This is a genomic window from Capnocytophaga sp. oral taxon 323, assembly GCF_001278825.1.
GTDB lineage: Bacteria > Bacteroidota > Bacteroidia > Flavobacteriales > Flavobacteriaceae > Capnocytophaga > Capnocytophaga ochracea.
On the sequence record NZ_CP012589.1, the window covers coordinates 2,292,268 to 2,311,569 of the forward strand.

Here is a 19,302-nt window from a genome sequence, read left to right on the forward strand (position 1 = left end):
AAAAGAGGTTGTCCTTACGGGCAACCTCTTTTTATGTGTAACAAAAGGGTTAGAGAAACAACTATTTTACTAAGTTGATTTCAACACGACGGTTGAGCTCTCTACCTTTCTTAGTTTTGTTAGAAGCGATTGGTTTATCAGGACCGAAACCTTTTGCAGTCAAACGAGCAGGGTTTATACCTTTATCAATTAAGTAAGCTTTAACTGAATAAGCTCTATCTTCTGATAATTTTTGGTTCTTAGCTCTCTTACCACTGATATCAGTGTAACCTTCAATAGAGAATTTAGAATTCTTGTATTGGTTCAATACGTCAACGATTTGGTTCAATACAGTTGCTGATTCAGGACGGATAGTAGCTTTGTTTACATCGAACAAGATAGTTTTTGCGAAGTCATTCAATTTCTTTTGAACTTCTTGAGTTACTTCAGGACAACCGTTGTTAGAAGCAGGACCAGGTACGTCTACGCATTCGTCGTCTTTGTCAAGAACACCGTCACCATCAGTATCAGGCCAAGGACAACCATTGTTTTCTTTAGGACCAGCTACGTCTTTACATTGGTCTACGTTATCTGGCACACCATCACCATCAGTATCAGGGCATCCGTTAAATTCAGCTGGACCAGCTTCATCAGGACAAGCATCATCTTTATCAGCGATACCATCATTGTCTCTGTCTGGGCAACCTTTCAATTCTGGTTTACCAGCTTCATCAGGACAAGCGTCGTCTTTATCAGCTACACCGTCATTATCGCGGTCTGGGCAACCTTTCAATTCTGGTTTACCTGGTTCATCTGGGCAAAGGTCATCTTTGTCAGCTACACCATCTTTATCACGGTCTTTTTTACCAAATTTAATGGTAATACCGGCAGCATGTTGGAAGTAGTCCACTTTTGAATCAGATTGGAAAGTAGGGTGGTAAGCTGTCTGCAAGTTAATACCGATGTTTTCGGTAAACCAAAAGTTTACACCACCACCACCTAAGGCGCGGAATTTACCTTCGTTGTCAATAGCGGCATAACCACCACCTACTTGTAAGAATGGGTCAAACCATTTTACTTTCTCTTTGTTCCAAAGAGATTTAAAGTGGTATTGCAACGCTAAGTCTGCAGACCAGAAAGATAAATCTACTTTTTCTCCGTCTTTAACATAACCGAATCCTTTTTCGATTTTGTTTAAAGAACCTGATAATTCAGCAGAAAAACCAGCTCCGATATATCTACCTACTGAAAGACGAGAAACTGCTGGAAGGATATTGATATCGCTTGGCCCTCCCCAGTCTTTCATTAAGTCCCCGAATGCATCAGGGGTACGAATATCAACGGAGTTCACTCCAAATCCTATTTGCCAAGGACTGTCTTCATCTTGTGCTTGAACTGCCACTGAAAAAGCAGCAGCTAAAGCAAATAAAGTTACTTTGATTTTCTTCATACTTAAAAAATGAATTTTGATTACTATTTTAATTTTGGTGCAAATATAAGTATTATTTTAATACAAAATCATTTTAGAGATATTTTTTTATTAATTTTAACATTTCTTATTCTTTTTAATCTCTCCAAAATAGAGGTTTTTTAACCTTTATATATTTGCTTATTTTCTTCCTATATACTTTAAAATGAAATACTTATTTATTTGTTATAACCATTTTACTAAAGCGAAATCTTGGCGGTGTGGCAATAAATTATTTTTTGGGAAAATTCTTATTGCTAAGTGCAAAGCACCTGGATATTCTGAGGCAATTTCCAATTGATAGGTAGCTTTGTTGCCTTCTTGAGCCACTACTGTAAACTCACTTGTCGAGAGTACTTTAAACTTATCGTCTTTATGTTGGGCTACTACCAATTCTACTCCTACGTCTTCAGGGCGTAATTCTCCTAATTCTAAGGTAATTTCACCTTTGTATATTTTGCCAATAGAAATGAGTTGCTCATTGCGATTAGGCACTTTGAAGCTCACTACCTTTATGTTATCCCATTCTTGAGTTACTTTGCGTTTCCAGTTCGAAAGTTCAATAGCGATTGCAAAGTGATTGTCTTTAATCTTGGTTACGCGCTCAGTCATTGGGTAATAGTATTGCTTTTCGTAATCAGTGAGCATACGAGTAGTGGTAAAGTTTACCGCTACTTTGGCAATGGTATTCTTGATGAGTGCACACCAGCGTGATGAGATGCCATCTTTATTCTTATCATAGAATATAGGAGCTATCTCGTCTTCAATAATGTTGTAAATCGTCTCTGCATCCATTTCGTCTTGATACTGCTGGTTTTCGTAGGAGCGTTCCATAGGGAGAGCCCAACCGGCATCTTCCCGATACCCTTCTACCCACCAACCATCAAGTACGCTGAAGTGCATTACCCCGTTCATCGCAGCTTTTTCACCACTGGTTCCTGAGGCTTCTAGCGGACGTGTAGGGGTATTCATCCATACATCTACCCCTTGTACCATATGGCGCGCGAGCTCCATATCGTAGTTAGGAACGAATAATATCTTGCCTAAGAACTGTGGTAATTTCGAGATTTCCACAATATTCTTAATCAAATCCTGTCCTGCTTTATCGGCAGGGTGGGCTTTACCGGCAAAGATAAACTGTACAGGACGCTCAGGATTGTTCACTATTTTATCCAAACGCTCTATATTGGTAAAGAGCAAATGAGCGCGTTTGTAGGTTGCAAAACGACGTGCAAAACCAATGGTAAGGATATCTTCGCGTAAGTTCTCTTTGATTTCCACTAACTGACGTGGAGAGAAATAAGGGGTGTTTTTCTCTAATCGTAGCTTTTGTTCTACACGACGCAAGAGCTTAGAACGAAGAGCCGTTTTGATTTCCCACACGCGTTGGTCAGATACCTTATAGATACCCTCAAAGCTCTTAGGGTCGTAGTGGTGTGTTTTGTAGTCTTTGCCAAACACCTCGTTTTCTACTTCTTTCCACAAGCCAGCTGTCCACGTAGGTTGGTGTACCCCATTGGTTACATAGCTAATGTGAAGTTCTTCAGGCATATAACCTGGCCACAAGTCTTTGAGGATTTCTTTACTTACCTCACCGTGTAGCCAGCTCACACCGTTTACTTCTTGCGAAAGGTTCGCTGCGAGGTTACTCATCGAGAATTTCTCGTGTGGGTTCTGTAAGTTTATTTTACCCAAAGCGAGTATTTGTTCCCAATTCACGTGCAATATATCGGCGTAATTACCTAAATAAGCGCGTAATAAGCCTTCTTCAAAAGCATCGTGACCTGCGGGTACTGGGGTGTGAGTAGTAAAGAGTGACGAAGCGCGCACCACTTCCATCGCTTCCGAGAAAGTAAGGTTCTCGTTTTGGATATACTCGCTGAGGCGTTCCAACCCTATAAAGGCAGCGTGCCCTTCGTTGCAGTGGTAAATATCACTGTCGATACCTAGCTTGCGCAACATCTTAATACCTCCTAAACCTAATAACATTTCTTGTTTAAGACGGTTTTCCCAGTCGCCTCCATACAAGTGGTGGGTGATAGAACGGTCGTCTTCGCGGTTGTTCTCAAAATCGGTGTCGAGAAGATAAAGCTCTATACGACCTACGTCCACACGCCATACACGTGCATATAGGGTTCTACCTGGTAAATCTATTGATATAATCAACCATTTTCCACTCTCATCTGTTACAGGCGTTACCGGTATCTTCGAGAAATCTTGTGCTTCGTAGTCGGCTTCTTGGTTACCTGCTGAAGATAGTTTTTGAGTGAAATAACCATAGCGGTATAACAACCCTACCCCAGTGATTTTGGTTGCCTTGTCGCTGGCTTCTTTTAGGTAATCGCCTGCCAAGATACCCAAACCTCCTGAATAAATCTTCAAGGAAGAATGTAAGCCGTATTCCATACTAAAATAAGAGATAGACGGACTTACCATCTCCGATTTCTTAGCCATATAGGCTTGGAAATCACCATATACTTTCGAAAGATTGCGCATAAATACCGCATCTTGCTCCAATTCTTTATAACGAGTAAGTGAGATGCTGTCCAGCAATGCAATAGGGTTCTTACGCACTTCTATCCATTGGGCTTTATCTATGTATTTAAAAACTTCGTAAGCCTCGTCATTCCAGCACCACCAAAGGTTTTTAGCGAGTTCTTCGAGCGGTTGTAAGGCTTCGGGAATTGCACGGTGGATAATCACACTGCGCCAGTTAGGCGTGTTCACCACCTTCGATTTCTCTAGATATGCCACCCCATCAGTTTCTACCGGAGGCAGACTCTCCACTCTGTCCTCTATATTTTCAAGAGTGAGTTCATAACACTTTATGTAGTATTGTACCAAGTTCTTCCACAGAGCGATTTCTGATACTTTACCTGCTGTTTCACGAAGCTCTTGGAAGTCTTGTTCTTTCCTGTCTAATAAATTCTGAATATTCTTAGCAATCGCGCCTACTACCTCACCGTAGTTGCTATCGGTGCGCGGTACTACTTCTATCGCTTTTTGTTTTTCGGGGTAATAATCGTTCACCCACTTGCCAAAACCTGCCAAAGTAGTGGTAATGGTAGGCACTTTAAAAGCCAAACTTTCAAGCGGTGTATAGCCCCAAGGCTCGTAGTACGAAGGGAAAGCGGTGCCGTCCAACCCGATGAGCAAGTCGTAATAAGAAAGGTTGAACACCCCGTCGTTGCCATTGAGATAACTTGGACAGAAAATCACTTTCACCTTATCTTCCTTCCTATTGAAGAGCTGTTGCTCATAAATACGAGTCATTATCACATCGTGATACACATCAGGGAGAATATGGGTAAGGTGCTTTTGTTCGTTTTCGGTAGTTTGCTGAGGGTTGTGCAAATTGTTTAGCAATCCTTGGTTAGGCGCATCGTGAGCTGTAGGAATTAAGATGTAAGCCAAAAGCTCTTTCTTGTTATTAGAATTCCTATTCAGTGCTCCCAAGGCATCAATAAAGGCATCGATACCTTTGTTGCGGAACTCATATCTACCGCTGATAGCTACAATTTTGGTATCCTTGCTAATAGGTTGGGTTACCAAAGCCTGTGCCACGCTGATAAGACGCTGTTTAGCTTCTGCACGCTTCTTATCAAAATCTTTTTCAGCTGGTACTATGGCGTCGTTGAAGCCATTAGGCGTGATGATATCAGTTTTTCTACTGAGGAAGTGCAACGCTTCTTGGGCAGTAATTTCGCTTACCGTAGTGAAGCAGTCGGCTACTTTGGTAGTTTCTTTTTCGAGGAAGTGCTTGTGTTGTACCCCAAACCGATAGGCCATTTCTTCGGGTTTGTAGTTCTTCATATCGTTGTAGAGCGGATAACCATTGCCGGCAATCGCACGACCTACTACGGTAGCGTGAGTAGTGAATACCGAACCTATTTTAGGCATTTCTTCTTCCAGATAGAGTAGCGCACTACCGGTCATCCATTCGTGGAAATGGCAAATCACGTTTTCGCGTGAAGCAGTGTTGAACTTCACAAAGCTCTCAATCACCTTCCCTACTGCATAACCAAAAAGCACCGACTCTACGTAATCCCACGGACTGTTGTAAGAATCGAGCTTGTAGTTATCCCAATAATAACGCAAAATCTCGTTTTTGGCACTTACATAATGAGAGAAATCTACGAGAATTACTATGGGGTTGCCTTCTATTTTCCAATTCCCCACACGCACGCGTAAGCCCTCAGAAGCTGCTTTAGCACGCCACGATTTGAAGAGTTCGGGGTTTTCTACAAATTCTTTATTTTCGTTGTGTTGCCAAATATCGGGACCAATCAGAATATATTTCCTTCTGAATTGTTTCGCAATACTCGGAGCTTTCGTGGTAATCACCGTGTGAATACCTCCTACTTTGTTACATACTTCCCAACTGGTTTCAAACACATAGTCGGGATTAATTTTCTTTGTACTAGTCATTATATTTAGTGTTTAGTCGTTAGTTGTCAATTTTTAGATGTTTTATGTATCATTAGTTTCAAACAATACCATTTCTCAATCGCTTTCCCCTCATTTCAGTTCCTTCTTTAATATTATCTTCTTCATCTGTTATTTGCCATTCGTCAATCGTCACTCGTCCCTATTCCCCCTCTCCTTGGGAGAAGTCTCCGAATAGGAGAGTATGTGATCGGGGTGAGGATTCTCTTTCTTTCGCCTCGAAACCCCGTTTTTAACATTTTTAGCACTGTTGTATTGTGTTATGAGTCAATCACTTATATACCCTTTCTATACCAATCGTCCAAGATTCGTATAAGCTTCCTATAAGCTCCCTATAAGCTAAGTACACCCTTCCAATACCCTTTTTTCATCAAAAATCCTCTTACACTACTTCTGAAATCCTCCGTTATCTTTTGAATCGTCCAAAAGGCTACTTTTTATACCAAACAAAAAAGTACCTTTACAAGCAACGTTGCAAAGGTACAAAGTTTTTTGATTATAATACTATTTTCAGGAAAATAAATTTTAGCTAAGAGATATAAAACAAATCTTTTAATCTCCAAAACGTATCCCTATAGAAAAAGGATACTCGTTTACAGGATTGTTGCGGAAAAGAGGAGCGAGGCTATATCGAGCGTAAAGCACACAACTTTTATATCCTAAATGCGCCGAAAGTCCATATACCCAAGGGCTGATATTTAAGTCCTCTCTTATAACATTTTTATGAATAGAACCATCGTCATATCTTATTTTCTGACTGTTGCCTATAGATACCCCTACATAACCCCCAAAACCTACTCTGAAACTGTCGTGAACAGGGTAAATGGTTACTCCGTTCTTAGTTTTAGGAGGTGTAAAATCAAATTCGAAGTCCACAGGCACGATGAGGTAATTGGTGCGCAATTTCGATTTGTTAAGTTTATTAGCGGTATACTCCACCGATTTTGTTACACCGTTTTCTCTTACAAAGTACTCGCTCTCTTTGAATTTGAGCCCGTCGTGCATCCAGGCAATTCCATAGTTGATATGCAACAAATTGTTCGTTTTAAGCAAGCGAAACCCTGATGTAAAGCCCAATTCAAACGATTTAGAACCTAAGGGTTTAAAACGATTATCACCAAAGCCATTGCTACTGTTTAGGTTGTGAAACCCTATTGCCATATAAAGCCCTATTTCGTCTAAGGCACGATTGGTATTCACTTTTTTCTCTTCCTTCTTGCGGAAAATATTTTCTAATTCTTCCATTGCGCGCTTATACGCATCCGATTTAGCTGTGGTAACCGTATTGGTTTGGGTTTCTGTGGAGGCTGATGTCGCTCCTTCACGTATGAGTTTCGCTAAATGTTCGGCTTCAGCAGCCGTCTTTTCTTTGATATTCTTCTCGGTAGTAGCCGTGAGCTCTTCTTTCATCTGCTGACTCAGTTCTTCACTGATTTTCTTCTCTTTGAGCAACTGATTTACAGCTGAAAGTTTCTTTTTGAGCGTTTCTTTTTCTGCAAATACAATAGAGTCTATCGTGTATTTCGATTTTTTGATAGCTTCTTTGGAATGGTCTTGTGCGAAGGTGACGCTTGTCGCCAACAAGCAAATCACCCATAAAAAATGTAATGTTCTCATTTTGATATTTATTTTTAGTCTTTATTGTTTAAAACAACGCGTGTTCCTACTTCTTTTAGTAGCCTTTCAGCTAATAGTTTTACCCTGTTTCTAAGCAAGTCCCTTTCAATGGTGTTAAAAGTAGCATCTTGCTCGTATTTTTGATTTACATATTGGTTGAGTTGAGCTTGAGTAGTAGCGATAAGAGCTAAATCTTCTGCCGATAGTTGCTGTAAATCCCCTGCTATTTGCTTTTCCATTTGTTTTGTAATTCTGGTTTCAATAGCATCAGCAGTATACTCGGCAAAAAGAGTATCTACCTCATTGATATCGAGGAGGGCAGGAGAAGCTATGGAACTCTTAACAGCTGGCAAAGTTGTAAGAGTCCTTTGGACTATGGGAACTTTGGGAGTTTCGGTTATCGTAGTAGGAGTGATAGTAGTACCAACAGATGATACATTTTCTTTTTCTGTGGTTACAACTACTACTTTCTGCGATTGATATTCAGGGGTTGTATTGGTTTGTTGCTGTTGTAACAAATACCCTATCCCGAGGCACAATAGCAAGCAGGCAGCTATGGCGTAATACCACACTTTTCGGCTATTCTGCCTTGCTTGTTGGGCTTCACTCTCGGCTAATTGCGTCTCTAACTGTTCCCATAGAGTAGGCGAGGGGATAATTTTCCGATACCTAAATAGGCGTTGTATGCTATCTTTCCACATTTTTTAAGCTCTTTTTTTATAGTTTGTAACGTATTGTTGTAAAAGTTTTTTGGCATAAGCCAATTGCGATTTAGAAGTGCCTTCACTAATACCTAACTTCTCTGCTATCTGCTTGTGAGATTCATTTTCAAACACATAAAGATTGAAAACGGTACGACAGGCAGAAGGAAGTTTATCTATAAAGGCTTGTATTTGTTCATCGTTAAAAGATTCATTGTCTAAATCACTCTCGTCGATAGTGTCGTAAGTATCGCTCCAATCGGTGAAGGATAGCTTTTGGGCTTTGCTTTTGAGAAAATCTATACATTCATTTACAGTAATCCTGCGTATCCACGCATAGAAGTGCTCTTGTTCTTCATATTTAGAGAGACTGGTAAATATCTTGAAAAAGGCTTTCAGTAAGGCATCTTCGGCGAATTGCAAATCACTAATGTACAGCCTGCACACACTCAGCAAAGCAGGAGCGTACTGGTCGTACAACTGCTTTTGCGCTAAGCGGTCGTTGCGCTGAGCTTTCTCGATGAGACGATGGTCGATTTGCATTTTTCTTTAAATGATGAATGATTTATTCTTTTTAAGGTTCAGATTAAGTACGATGTAGAAAAACAGGAGATTGTTCAACTTCATCGGTTACGGCAGTTTGATTGTACAGCCCTTTCCTATGTTGTTTTTTTTAAACCATCCTTGAGGCACTTCAAGAGCATAACGCACAGGTTCCGATGAGTCCACACTTTGATGGCTGAACGGTGTCATATCGCGTGTTTCGCGAATTTCGCCATTCGAGTTAATGAACGCAATAGAAAGGGGAGTAGGCGTATCTTTCATCCAAAAGCTTAACTTTTCGTCTCTTTTAAAGATAAAAAGCATACCCGTTCCTTCGGGAATATTCTCACGCCCCATATAACCTTTTGACATCTCTCGTATGGAGCGAGCAAGCTCAACTCTTATGGGAATGGTCTTGCCGTCAAGATTTGTAATGGTCAAGTCCCTCTCTTCAAACTCAAGCGTGAGTGCTGAACAAGCGCTAAAAACAAGGTAGCACAATAGGATAACTCCCATCAACAATAGTTTAGCAGATGTAAATATTTTCTTTTTCATAAGTCCTCCAATTTGCCCTTATAAACGAAGAAAAAATAAAAAGGTTGGAAAATAGTTAGAAAATTTGCTAATTAGCAAATTATTTAACTTTGGCAAAGTTGGTCTTTATTGTTTGATGATGTCGTAGCCTTTTACAGTAAAGGGAATTCCGAAGCCTCCATTCACTTGCCTGATTGTATTATCAGGGAAGCGTAACCAGCACTTGTTGGTAGTAGCGTTGAAGGTAATAGTAGCATCATCTTTACCTCTCACTTCCACAAACTGTACACCTACCCACATTTCGCCTTTGGGTACTAATACTGATAGTTTATGAGTGAAAGTTTGTGGGTTATCAGAAGGAAATAAATGAATGTAAATAGGTTCTTTGATAAGCGGAGTGAAGTTTTTGTGCTCCTTATCGGTTTGGTACACTACTACACGCAAGACTGCCATATAAAAGGTACTTTTCCTAATCTCAATACTGAACTCGGTAAGCTGAGTGTCGTTAGAAAGCGAAATGAAATCGCCTAATTCTGAGAGGACGCCACCGTGTTGCTGAAAATACTGTTTCATTTCGCCGTAAAGAGTAAAAAAAGTAGTTACTCCTTTACTTTTTACATAGCGTATTTTAGGTGTTTTCATTGTTAGGGTAGTAGTGGGAAGGTTAATTACTGCTTCGGTGAGTTGCACTTCTTTTTTGATATCACGATAAGCTAATACTTTATGTTGATAGCTCAAATGTGAAAAATAAATGCTATCAGTGGGCTTTGCCCCGAGCTTTTCGAGCGAAAAGTAACCATTTTCATCGCTAATAATACCTTTATTGGTGCCTACTATGCCTATATTTACGTATTCAACAGACTCGTGATGCTTGTTTACCACCCTTTGTTGAGCAAAACAAGGGAGCGCAAAAAGTATCAGCTGGAAAAAGAGGAAACGTTTTGTCATATTCTACTAAAATTTTATACCTATTGAAAAAGGGTGTATATTGTTAGGACTATTTTCGAATAAGGGAGCTAAACTGTATTTAGCATAAATCGAAAACCATTTGTTGCCTACTTGAGCTGATAGTCCGTAGGTGAATTTATTTACTTTCAAACCATTGCGGAGAAATAGTTTTAAATGGTCGTCTCCCTCAGTGTATTTTATCTTTTGGTTTACATCGATGAGTGCGCCAAAGTAAGCGCCTCCTCCTATATGTATTTTTGACTTAAAATTCTTTTGTAATTCAATAGGCAAGATGAGGTAATTAACACGCAGTTTAGCTCGGTCTAAAGGCTTAGAAAAAGGTACTAATTTTGTGTCACCATTTTCTGAAATGAGATAATTATTACCTTTTATGTTCAGTCTATTGCTTTGCCACACTAAGCCGTAATTGAGGGAAAGTTGTTTCTTTTTATACAATTGAGAGGTAAAAACAAGTCCTAATTCTGTATTTAAATAGGGGTTAAAGTAAGTTTTATCATTGGTTACAGACTGTAATCCGATAGCCAAATGAATAGCTACTGTAACTCCGTGTTTATTTTCATTATATTTATTGGGCAATGAATCTAACTGTTGAACAGTTTGTATATAGTTCTCTTTTGGCTCAGTAGATATAAGACTATCGAGCGTTGCGTTTTTTTGCAGGGTGTCCATACTGAGTTCAGTAGCCTTTTGCTGGATAAGAGCAGATAGACGTAAGCCTTCTTTATAGGTTTTCTGTTTAGTGCTCAGTTCGCTTGCTTCCTTAATCTCTTTGAGCATTTTTGCACTTTGCTCTTTGGTAATCTTGCCCTCTTTTAGCGACTGCTGAACGGCGGCTTCTCTCTTGTAAAGAAGTAGTTTTTCGGTTGCTACTATAGAATCGATAGTATACTTAGATTGCAAGATTTCTTTTTCAAAAGGATTTTGAGCCAAAAGAGTTGATACTGAAAGGATAGCAATAAGTGATAAAAGCTGTTTCATAGAAATGTCTTAATTTGTTCATTAACAATCGGTAAATTGAGGGCAAAGATAGAGAGAAATCAGTAAATTGACAAATTAGAAATTTTAAATACGAGTTGTACAGGCAGTTTGATTAGCAAATTATTTGTACTTTTGTAGCCTTAAATCATTAGCTCATCGGTAAATTTAAAATGCTTACACTCATTCGTTTTATAAAGAATTGGACACTGCCTATTTCTATGGGCATAGGCGCTTTGGTATATCTCATATTTTACTACGTGCCTGCGCTGGATACTCTCTCACAAAAACTTGCTCCTACGTTCGACACTATACTGCCTCTGTTTATGTTCCTGATACTGTACGTTACTTTCTGCAAGGTAAACTTTAAGAAGTTGTTGCCTGTACGATGGCACTTTTGGGCAAGTCTCTTCCAAATTGTTTTGGTAGCAGCGATTGTAGGGGTGATTCTTTATTTTCGGATTGGTGGGAAGGAGTTGATACTCTTGGAGAGCATTCTTGCTTGTGTGATAGCCCCTTGTGCCGCAGCTGCAGCCGTAGTAACCTTAAAACTTGGGGGCAATTTGGAACAGATGACCACCTACACTTTCCTCTCTAATCTGCTTTGCGCCCTACTGATTCCGATTTGTTTCCCGCTGATAGAACCTGCATCGGAGTTTACTTTTTGGACTGCATTCTCGCTCATAATGCAGAAAGTGTGTTTGGTGTTGGTTGTGCCTATGCTCTTAGCACTACTTACCAAGATTGTACCACAACTTCACCGCTTTCACCAATGGCTGATACACATTCCCGACCTCTCGTTCTATCTTTGGGGTTGTTCACTGATGATAGTTACCGGTACGACTCTTAAAAATATCTTCCACGCACAATCGGGGATAGGTTTTTTATTGCTCATTGCTTTTTGGGGGTTACTATTATGCCTAATGCAATACGCTATTGGACGGTATATAGGTCGGTTTTTTGAAGCTTCGATTGAGGCAGGACAAGCCTTAGGACAAAAAAATACGGCTTTTGCCATTTGGATAGCTACCACCTACCTGCACCCTCTTTCTACCGTAGGTCCTGGTTGTTATATTTTGTGGCAGAACATTATCAACTCAGTAGAAATTTGGAAAAGAGGGAAGTATAAGGCTTAACCCTTTGAAATAAGGTTAAGTAAACGTTTTATAAAAATGAAAATTCGTATATTTACCTATTAAAATCATACAGAGAATTTTATTGCTATCTACACCGAAGCTATACCGAACCCACAGTGGCTTTACAGTGGGTCTACAGTGGCTCTACAGTGGGTCTACAGTGGGTCTACAGTGGCTCTACACCGAACGATAAACAGTCTTAACCCGAAGAGCAGATGGGCACATTTGCTAATTCAGTAAATGTTTTATAATTTTGCAGTACTAATTAACAAAAGGACAAATTAACTAATAGACCTATGGCTAAAATAAAAGACAACTTAGCAATGCAAGGCATCTCGGGGAAACTCGGTAACCAAGTAGTATACCGCAGAGTAGGCGATAAGATTATTGTTGTTGCTAAACCCCGCCGAAAGCCTACTACTCACCCTACTCTCATTTCGCAAAATAACCGATTTAGGCTTGCTAGCACCTATGCCAAAAACGCTTTGCAAGACCCTGTTCTGAAAGACTTATATACAGCAGAGGCTAAACGACGAAGTGTTATCAACGCTTATAATATGGCAGTGTCCGACTACCTCAAAACTCCTGAAATCAGACACATCGACGCCGAAGCCTATACAGGTACCCAAAAAGGAGAGCTTATAACCATTGAAGTAAGTGATAATTTTAAGGTTATTCAGGTGAAAGTAACGATATCGCACGGTGAGGAAACCGTTGAAGAAGGCAATGCCATACTTACCGCTGACATTTGGCAATACGCTACTACTGCCCTGAACCCTGCCCTTTCAGGTAGTAAGATAGTAGTTACAGCGCTCGATAGACCCAATAATAGAGTTGCCAAAGAGAAATTTTTAGGTAAAAGGTAAGGATTGGAAATTAGCAGATTAGGGAATTAGAGAATTAGGGAATTAGCAAATGAGAAAAAGAAATCCCCGTATGCAAACAGCCTGTGTGGCTCGCACCACGGGGATTTTTGTAAACTATCAATGGTTAATTGTCAATTATTTTATATCTTTGTGTCATCAATAAATAAAGTAAAGCTAATCGATATTATGAATAGACGTAAATTCTTTCAAACCACTGTCCTCAGTGGGGGACTTTTAGCGGTTCCGTCACTAATGAGTTTCTTACCTGAAAAAACTACTGACAGCAATGTTGTAGCAACAGGATGTAGCCTTAAAATTACATTGGGAGATTTGGAGCTCTTTCTCCTATCTGATGGATATATGAACGTCACTCCTCCTCAATCTATCTTTGCCCCTCAAATACCTAAAAAGGACTTTGTAAACCAGATGCAAAAACTGTATCTCAACCCCGAACTGATGCAGATGTCGGTGAATATATTGCTTATAAAATCGGCTAATAAGTATATCTTAATCGATGCAGGTAATGGCAAACATTCTGGGAAAACCAATATAGGAAGACTCCCCGAAAATCTCATAAGGATAGGTGTTTCTCCTTCTGATATTACTGATGTATTTATCACTCACGCTCACGGCGACCATATTGGGGGACTTACCACTCCCGATGGCAAACTCACTTTCCCTAATGCGCAATGTTATATCAACAAAAAGGAATACGACTTTTGGCTATCACCTAATCCCGATTTTTCTAAAACTAAATATAAGAGAACTCCTCAGCAGTTAGAACAATACTTAAACTATTCGCGCAATATTCTCAAAGCTCTTGGCAATCATCTGCACTTCTTCAGCGCAGGTGATACTCTTTTTGGGATATTAAAAACCGAGTTAGCCGAAGGACATACGCCGGGGCATACGCTTGTAACTATCATCTCAGAGGGACGTTCGTTAAAGCATTTAGCCGATACGGTTCACTCGCCTTTGCTCATTGCTAAACCCGATTGGGGTGTGTTGTGGGATACTGATTATCAGCAAGGTATTCACACACGCCTACGCGTACTCGAAAACTGCTACAAAGAGCATACACTTATTCTTGCAGGGCATTTACCTTTCCCTGGTTTGGGATATATAGGCAAAGAGAAGGACTACCGATGGGTGCCTTTTTCTTATGCTTCTCCTGAAGATGTAATCATTTAACGAGAACATATTACAAATAAAATCCTCGTATGCAAACAGCCTATGTAGCTCGCATCACGGGGAGTTTTTTATTTGTTAATTTTTACTATCTTTGTCCCCATAGAGGAAATTCAATCGTTATAGGGGTATAATATTAAATTTAAAAATGTATGAAAGATTTTGTATTAATTTTTCGTTTGAACAACATCGCTGATTTCAAACCTACTCCCGAGCAAATGCAAGAACGTATGAACTGGCTTGCAGGTATCGCTTCACAAAACAAATTAGCCGACAAAGGCAATACCCTTTTGCCTATCGCTGGTAGTGCCAAAACTATCAAAGCCGATAAGGTTGTAACCGATGGACCTTTTACCGAAATTAAAGAGTTTATCAGTGGCTATGTGGTAGTAAAAGCTGAAAACATTGATGAAGCAGTGGAAATGGCTAAAGCCAACCCTATTTTTGAACAAGTAGGTGGCAGTATTGAAGTACGTGAAGTGCTAAAAAGAGATTAAAATGCCTCACTCACAACTTTTATCCGATTTGTTTCGAAAAGAATACGCTAAAATGGTGGCAGTGTTATGTCGCCATTTTGGCTTTTCTCATTTGGAGATTGCTGAAGATATTGCGAGTGATACTTTCTTAAAAGCCTATGAATTATGGGAAATACAGCCCTTGCCTGCTAACCCTACTGCATGGCTTTACACTGTCGCTAAAAACAAAGCTAGGGACTATGAAAAACACGTAGCTATATTTGAAGATAAAGTAAAAAAGACACTTACACCTACTGAGAAAAGCGAAGAACTTACCTTTGAAACTTCTGAAATAAACGACAGTCAGTTAGAAATGCTTTTCAATATATGTGACCCTTCTATTTCTGTAGAATCACAAATAAGTTTGGCTTTGCAAATACTCTGTGGTTTTACAGTAGAAGAGATTGCCAATGCCCTACTCACCAATACTGAAACTATAAAAAAACGACTTCTTAGGGCTAAAAACAAGCTTAGAGAGCATCATTTTCAAATCAAAACCGTAAGCCCATCCGATATACAAGCCCGATTAGAAACTGTACTGCGCTGTTTGTACTTATTTTTCAATGAAGGCTATTTTTCCGAAACTAACAATCAGTTTATACGAAAGGAGTTCTGCAAAGAAGCCTTACGTCTTACGCTCTTACTTGCCGAGCACCCTCAAACTGATACACCACAAGTGAATGCTCTTTTATCGCTGATGTGTTTCCAAAGTTCCAGACTTGAAGCTCGTATCAATACCACAGGTGAAAACACCCTTTATGAACAACAAGATAAAAGCAAATGGGACAAAGAACTCATACACAGAGGCAACTATTACTTAGTAAAAGCCTGCGAAGACTCTCAAATCTCTAAATATCACTTAGAAGCTGGTATTGCCTATTGGCATACTACCCCTACCGATGAAAATAAGTGGGAGTATATTCTCCGCCTATATAACCAACTCATTATCATTGAATATTCTTCTGTAATAGCCTTAAACAGGACTTTTGCTTACGGCAAGGTGTACGGCAAAGAAAAAGCTATTGTAGAAGCTGAAAAATTAGGACTACAAGACAATCGTTACTACCACGAGTTATTAGGATATTTGTATACTGATATCAATAACCAAAAAGCAATTGCTCACTACCAAAAAGCGATTGCTCTTTCTAAATCGGCTAACGAGCGAGCAACACTGCAAAAACAGATAGAACAATTAGTGAAATAAGATTTAAAGAACTCAAAATGCACATCTTTGGGGATTACTCAAAAAAGACGGAAAATGAAACGGTGTCAAATTATCACCAGTTAAAATTAGATGCCACTGATGGTGGAATGGGTGGCTGATACAAAAGCTACAAATTTAGTAGGTTAAGTAAAAAATAATATGTACTTTTGCATATTATACCGTTTAAAGGTAGCCACAGGCTACCTTTAAATGCAAAAAAAGCTGGGATAGCCACCGCAGCAGTAAAGAAACAATTACACCAAATGACCCACAAAGGCTATATACAGCGCAAAGAAACAGATGGTTCATTGCACATCTTTGCCACTACCTCAATATAATTAGCAAATGAAAAAGAAAAAGATGTATATCCTTATCACCATACTATTGTTCTTGCTCTTGCTCGTAGGAGGGGCTTACTATATATTCCGTCCTGCGCTTTTTGCAAAACCTATGGGCAAGTATGCCGTTGGCACAGTGAGTTATTGGGTAACCGACCCTGATAGGGAGGAGATTTTTATCACGGATAAACACCAAGCCAGACAAATCCCCATACAAGTGTGGTACCCTGCCGAAAATACCTCTCACCACGATTACGCCCCTTATATCCCTGAAGCTACAAAGGTGAGCGAGGCTATTTCAGAGCTTTTGCATATTCCAAAGGCGTTGCTTTATTCGTTGCAATTCAAGCGTTCTAATGCCTTAGAAAAAGCTCCTGTAAACAAGGAAAAAGCGCAATATCCTGTACTTCTGTACCTCACAGGACTTTATGGTCACCGATGTATAAGCACTTTTCAGATACAAGAGTTAGTTTCTCAAGGCTATATAGTGGTGGGTATTGATTGCCCTATGGCGGTAGCCTTAGCAACTTTCCCCGACGGTAGTACGCTCCAAAGCCTGCCGCGAACACTCATCGACCCTATGCTCAATGAGAGCTTAACAGAAGAAAATCCTCTTTTGAACTATAACGGAAAAACCTTTGAAGGGGGATTGATAGCCTACTTCGCCAAAGATGTATTGCGAGTAATAGATTTCCTTACTGCGCTCAATACAAACGATCCTAACCATCTTCTTTACAACAAACTCAACTTGGATAGATTAGGAGCTTTTGGGGTTTCTCTCGGAGGAATTATCGTATCGGAAGCCTCGTGGAAAGCCCCTCGTATCAAAGCTAATTTGATTATGGAATCACAGATTCCGCTAAAAATAGCACAAACAGGCTTGCGTGTTCCTACAATGGTGATCACACGTCCTGCAGAAGCTATGCGCACAGAAAGAGAACGCTCAGGGGGGTGGACAGAAAGCGATATTCAAGAGCACCTCAGCACAATGGAAAACCTATGCAAAAATACAGCTGAGAGTGAATTTGTACAAATCCCTGATATCTTCCACGTAGATTTTACCGATGCACCTTTATGGGTGCCTTTTCCTCATCTTTTGGGATTTAGTGGCAAAACCTCTATTGAGGAAACCCACCACAAACTAAATGAACTTACCCTTACTTTCTTTGAAAAACACTTGTAATAAACTATATGAAACACCTTATTATCTTCTTATTATTCCCGTTCTTAGTAGCAGCACATATTATCAGTTGTAAAGATGTGATAAAACCTTATGGAGACTTCCAAAGTCCATTAGCTTTTGAAGAGACCGTAGCGGCACTTCAGAAAACACTGAACAGCAAAGGAATTATCATTTTTGCTACTATTGAACATCACAAAGCGGCTGAGGCAGTAGGCGAAAGTATGCAGCCTGCCACCGTGCTTATAGTAGGTAACCCCAAAGTAGGAACCGCCCTAATGCAGGAAAACCCTCGGTTGGCTATTGAACTCCCTTTGAAAATCCTCATCTACGAGGAGGGTAAAACGGTAAATATACGCTACGAGAAAATTACTGCTATCGCTGAAAAATACCATATAAAACAAAACTTCAGCACAGCAGAGAAAATAGATGCAGCAATACTACAGTTGATAAAATCGTCGATTAGCAAATGAGAAAATGAGAGAATTAGAAAATTAGAAAATGAACTCCCCGTGGTGCGAGCTGCATAGGCAGTAACCACGGGGAGTTTTTGTAAACTATCAATGGTTAATTGTCAATTATTAATTATTTTGTACTTTTGTTGTTTGAAAAAGCACAAAAACCTTATCGGATATGAAAAAAGAAGCTATCAAATTATTTGAAGAGCGCAAGGTGCGTACCATTTGGGACGACACTCACGAGAAATGGTATTTCTCTATTGTAGATGTAGTGGCTATACTTGCGGATAGTAAAGATTTTCTTACTGCTCGAAAGTATTGGAACAAACTAAAAGAACGACTCAAAAAAGAGGGAAATGAAACGGTGTCAAATTGTCACCAATTGAAATTAGAAGCTGCTGATGGTAAAATGCGACTTACTGATAAAGCTAAAGACTACCTTAAAATCGAGGAGTCGTAGCACGACAGGCAAGTCGTAGCACGACAAGCGTAAATAAAACTCCTCGTGGGACGAGTCGTACAGGCAGTAATTATGGGGAGTTTATTAGCTAATATCAAAGAATAATAATGCCACATAACTTATTTCAAAATATCTACAAACACCCTCTTATAGGGGCTCAAGAGTTACAACAGATACAAAAAGCCCATCAGCCTATTGCTTTTCGCAAGGGTGATTTTATCTTGCGCAAGGACGAAATAGCTCGTGGTTATCTCATCTTGCAGAGAGGAGTTGCTCGCGCCTTTGTGTATGACTATGAAGGAAATGATATCACTACCGACTTCTTTTGTGAAGGTGAAATTATCGTGCAAGAACTTTCTCTTTTTAAACATTTACCTTCTGCTGAAAATATCCAAGCCCTTACCGATTGTGAGGGGTGGCATATAGATTATGACCGTTTTCAAGAACTTTATCACAGTTTGAAAGGATATTCGGAATGGGGGCGACTCTTTATGGCAGAGAAATTGTTTGAGGCAAAGAAACGTTCCCTCGAAATGATTATACTCCCCGCCAAAGAACGCTATATGCAGTTTATAAAGGAAAAACCCAGTGCTATAAAGTACGCCCCCTTAAAACATATAGCTACTTATTTAGGCATTACAGATACTTCACTGAGTCGTATCAGGAAAGAAATGTGAAAATCTTGTCTTATGGCAAGATTTTTTTAGTTTGAAGGCAGTACTTTT

At 39.7% G+C, this 19,302-nt stretch carries 18 protein-coding genes; 10 read left to right on the forward strand and 8 right to left on the reverse strand.

Annotation, left to right across the window (positions count from 1 at the left end; translation table 11 throughout):
- Nucleotides 1-61: 61 nt before the first annotated feature.
- From AM608_RS10005 to AM608_RS10040, 8 genes are all read right to left on the reverse strand, one after another.
- Nucleotides 62-1,429, reverse strand: coding sequence for an OmpA family protein (locus AM608_RS10005; RefSeq protein ID WP_009420233.1), 1,368 nt, complete (start codon nucleotides 1,427-1,429; stop codon nucleotides 62-64).
- 204 nt (nucleotides 1,430-1,633) lie between these two features.
- Complete coding sequence (gene glgP, locus AM608_RS10010) at nucleotides 1,634-5,875, reverse strand: alpha-glucan family phosphorylase (protein WP_053581647.1); 4,242 nt, start codon at nucleotides 5,873-5,875, stop codon at nucleotides 1,634-1,636.
- A 570-nt stretch (nucleotides 5,876-6,445) separates the two neighbouring features.
- The gene (locus AM608_RS10015) at nucleotides 6,446-7,510 is read right to left on the reverse strand and encodes a hypothetical protein (protein WP_053581648.1); all 1,065 of its coding nucleotides are present in this window, start codon (nucleotides 7,508-7,510) and stop codon (nucleotides 6,446-6,448) included.
- Nucleotides 7,511-7,524: 14 nt separating this feature from the next.
- A complete protein-coding gene (locus AM608_RS10020) occupies nucleotides 7,525-8,211 on the reverse strand; it encodes a hypothetical protein (RefSeq protein ID WP_053581649.1) in 687 nt (228 codons plus the stop codon).
- 3 nt (nucleotides 8,212-8,214) lie between these two features.
- Nucleotides 8,215-8,754 (reverse strand): RNA polymerase sigma factor, encoded by a 540-nt coding sequence (locus AM608_RS10025; protein ID WP_053581650.1) that lies wholly within the window; start codon nucleotides 8,752-8,754, stop codon nucleotides 8,215-8,217.
- A gap of 87 nt (nucleotides 8,755-8,841) precedes the next feature.
- Nucleotides 8,842-9,309 (reverse strand): DUF192 domain-containing protein, encoded by a 468-nt coding sequence (locus AM608_RS10030; RefSeq protein WP_009420227.1) that lies wholly within the window; start codon nucleotides 9,307-9,309, stop codon nucleotides 8,842-8,844.
- Nucleotides 9,310-9,414: 105 nt separating this feature from the next.
- Nucleotides 9,415-10,236, reverse strand: coding sequence for a carboxypeptidase-like regulatory domain-containing protein (locus AM608_RS10035; RefSeq protein ID WP_053581651.1), 822 nt, complete (start codon nucleotides 10,234-10,236; stop codon nucleotides 9,415-9,417).
- A 6-nt stretch (nucleotides 10,237-10,242) separates the two neighbouring features.
- Nucleotides 10,243-11,235 carry an outer membrane beta-barrel protein gene (locus tag AM608_RS10040; RefSeq protein WP_053581652.1) on the reverse strand — a complete coding sequence of 331 codons (993 nt, stop codon included), beginning with the start codon at nucleotides 11,233-11,235 and terminating at the stop codon, nucleotides 10,243-10,245.
- A gap of 170 nt (nucleotides 11,236-11,405) precedes the next feature.
- Here AM608_RS10040 and AM608_RS10045 point away from each other — a divergent pair, with 170 nt between their 5' ends.
- The 10 genes from AM608_RS10045 to AM608_RS10085 all read left to right on the forward strand — a co-directional run bounded on the left by AM608_RS10045 (nucleotide 11,406) and on the right by AM608_RS10085 (nucleotide 19,254).
- Nucleotides 11,406-12,368, forward strand: a complete 963-nt coding sequence (locus tag AM608_RS10045; protein ID WP_053581653.1) for a transporter — start codon at nucleotides 11,406-11,408, stop codon at nucleotides 12,366-12,368.
- Between the two features lie 296 nt (nucleotides 12,369-12,664).
- Entirely contained in the window at nucleotides 12,665-13,234 is a 570-nt protein-coding gene (locus tag AM608_RS10050) for a hypothetical protein (protein WP_053581654.1), read from the forward strand.
- Nucleotides 13,235-13,420: 186 nt separating this feature from the next.
- Entirely contained in the window at nucleotides 13,421-14,425 is a 1,005-nt protein-coding gene (locus AM608_RS10055; RefSeq protein ID WP_053581655.1) for an MBL fold metallo-hydrolase, read from the forward strand.
- Between the two features lie 149 nt (nucleotides 14,426-14,574).
- On the forward strand, nucleotides 14,575-14,919 hold the full coding sequence (locus AM608_RS10060; RefSeq protein ID WP_002666814.1) for a YciI family protein: 345 nt from the start codon (nucleotides 14,575-14,577) through the stop codon (nucleotides 14,917-14,919).
- A 1-nt stretch (nucleotide 14,920) separates the two neighbouring features.
- Nucleotides 14,921-16,141 (forward strand): RNA polymerase sigma factor, encoded by a 1,221-nt coding sequence (locus AM608_RS10065; RefSeq protein WP_009417658.1) that lies wholly within the window; start codon nucleotides 14,921-14,923, stop codon nucleotides 16,139-16,141.
- Between the two features lie 167 nt (nucleotides 16,142-16,308).
- Nucleotides 16,309-16,479, forward strand: coding sequence for a hypothetical protein (locus tag AM608_RS12285; RefSeq protein WP_009417712.1), 171 nt, complete (start codon nucleotides 16,309-16,311; stop codon nucleotides 16,477-16,479).
- Nucleotides 16,480-16,486: 7 nt separating this feature from the next.
- Complete coding sequence (locus AM608_RS10070; RefSeq protein WP_009417689.1) at nucleotides 16,487-17,662, forward strand: carboxylic ester hydrolase; 1,176 nt, start codon at nucleotides 16,487-16,489, stop codon at nucleotides 17,660-17,662.
- A gap of 8 nt (nucleotides 17,663-17,670) precedes the next feature.
- Nucleotides 17,671-18,132: a DUF302 domain-containing protein gene (locus tag AM608_RS10075; protein WP_009417599.1), complete on the forward strand. Its 462-nt coding sequence runs from the start codon at nucleotides 17,671-17,673 to the stop codon at nucleotides 18,130-18,132.
- A gap of 160 nt (nucleotides 18,133-18,292) precedes the next feature.
- On the forward strand, nucleotides 18,293-18,577 hold the full coding sequence (locus tag AM608_RS10080; protein ID WP_009417686.1) for a hypothetical protein: 285 nt from the start codon (nucleotides 18,293-18,295) through the stop codon (nucleotides 18,575-18,577).
- A 107-nt stretch (nucleotides 18,578-18,684) separates the two neighbouring features.
- A complete protein-coding gene (locus AM608_RS10085; protein WP_009417638.1) occupies nucleotides 18,685-19,254 on the forward strand; it encodes a Crp/Fnr family transcriptional regulator in 570 nt (189 codons plus the stop codon).
- The last annotated feature ends 48 nt before the right edge of the window (nucleotides 19,255-19,302 follow it).

Bases quoted from the DNA above. Each gene is read 5' to 3' on its own strand.
- AM608_RS10005 (WP_009420233.1), bottom strand. From the start codon at position 1,429: ATGAAGAAAATCAAAGTAACTTTATTTGCTTTAGCTGCTGCTTTTTCA.
- glgP (WP_053581647.1), bottom strand. From the start codon at position 5,875: ATGACTAGTACAAAGAAAATTAATCCCGACTATGTGTTTGAAACCAGT.
- AM608_RS10015 (WP_053581648.1), bottom strand. From the start codon at position 7,510: ATGAGAACATTACATTTTTTATGGGTGATTTGCTTGTTGGCGACAAGC.
- AM608_RS10020 (WP_053581649.1), bottom strand. From the start codon at position 8,211: ATGTGGAAAGATAGCATACAACGCCTATTTAGGTATCGGAAAATTATC.
- AM608_RS10025 (WP_053581650.1), bottom strand. From the start codon at position 8,754: ATGCAAATCGACCATCGTCTCATCGAGAAAGCTCAGCGCAACGACCGC.
- AM608_RS10030 (WP_009420227.1), bottom strand. From the start codon at position 9,309: ATGAAAAAGAAAATATTTACATCTGCTAAACTATTGTTGATGGGAGTT.
- AM608_RS10035 (WP_053581651.1), bottom strand. From the start codon at position 10,236: ATGACAAAACGTTTCCTCTTTTTCCAGCTGATACTTTTTGCGCTCCCT.
- AM608_RS10040 (WP_053581652.1), bottom strand. From the start codon at position 11,235: ATGAAACAGCTTTTATCACTTATTGCTATCCTTTCAGTATCAACTCTT.
- AM608_RS10045 (WP_053581653.1), top strand. From the start codon at position 11,406: ATGCTTACACTCATTCGTTTTATAAAGAATTGGACACTGCCTATTTCT.
- AM608_RS10050 (WP_053581654.1), top strand. From the start codon at position 12,665: ATGGCTAAAATAAAAGACAACTTAGCAATGCAAGGCATCTCGGGGAAA.
- AM608_RS10055 (WP_053581655.1), top strand. From the start codon at position 13,421: ATGAATAGACGTAAATTCTTTCAAACCACTGTCCTCAGTGGGGGACTT.
- AM608_RS10060 (WP_002666814.1), top strand. From the start codon at position 14,575: ATGAAAGATTTTGTATTAATTTTTCGTTTGAACAACATCGCTGATTTC.
- AM608_RS10065 (WP_009417658.1), top strand. From the start codon at position 14,921: ATGCCTCACTCACAACTTTTATCCGATTTGTTTCGAAAAGAATACGCT.
- AM608_RS10070 (WP_009417689.1), top strand. From the start codon at position 16,487: ATGAAAAAGAAAAAGATGTATATCCTTATCACCATACTATTGTTCTTG.
- AM608_RS10075 (WP_009417599.1), top strand. From the start codon at position 17,671: ATGAAACACCTTATTATCTTCTTATTATTCCCGTTCTTAGTAGCAGCA.
- AM608_RS10080 (WP_009417686.1), top strand. From the start codon at position 18,293: ATGAAAAAAGAAGCTATCAAATTATTTGAAGAGCGCAAGGTGCGTACC.
- AM608_RS10085 (WP_009417638.1), top strand. From the start codon at position 18,685: ATGCCACATAACTTATTTCAAAATATCTACAAACACCCTCTTATAGGG.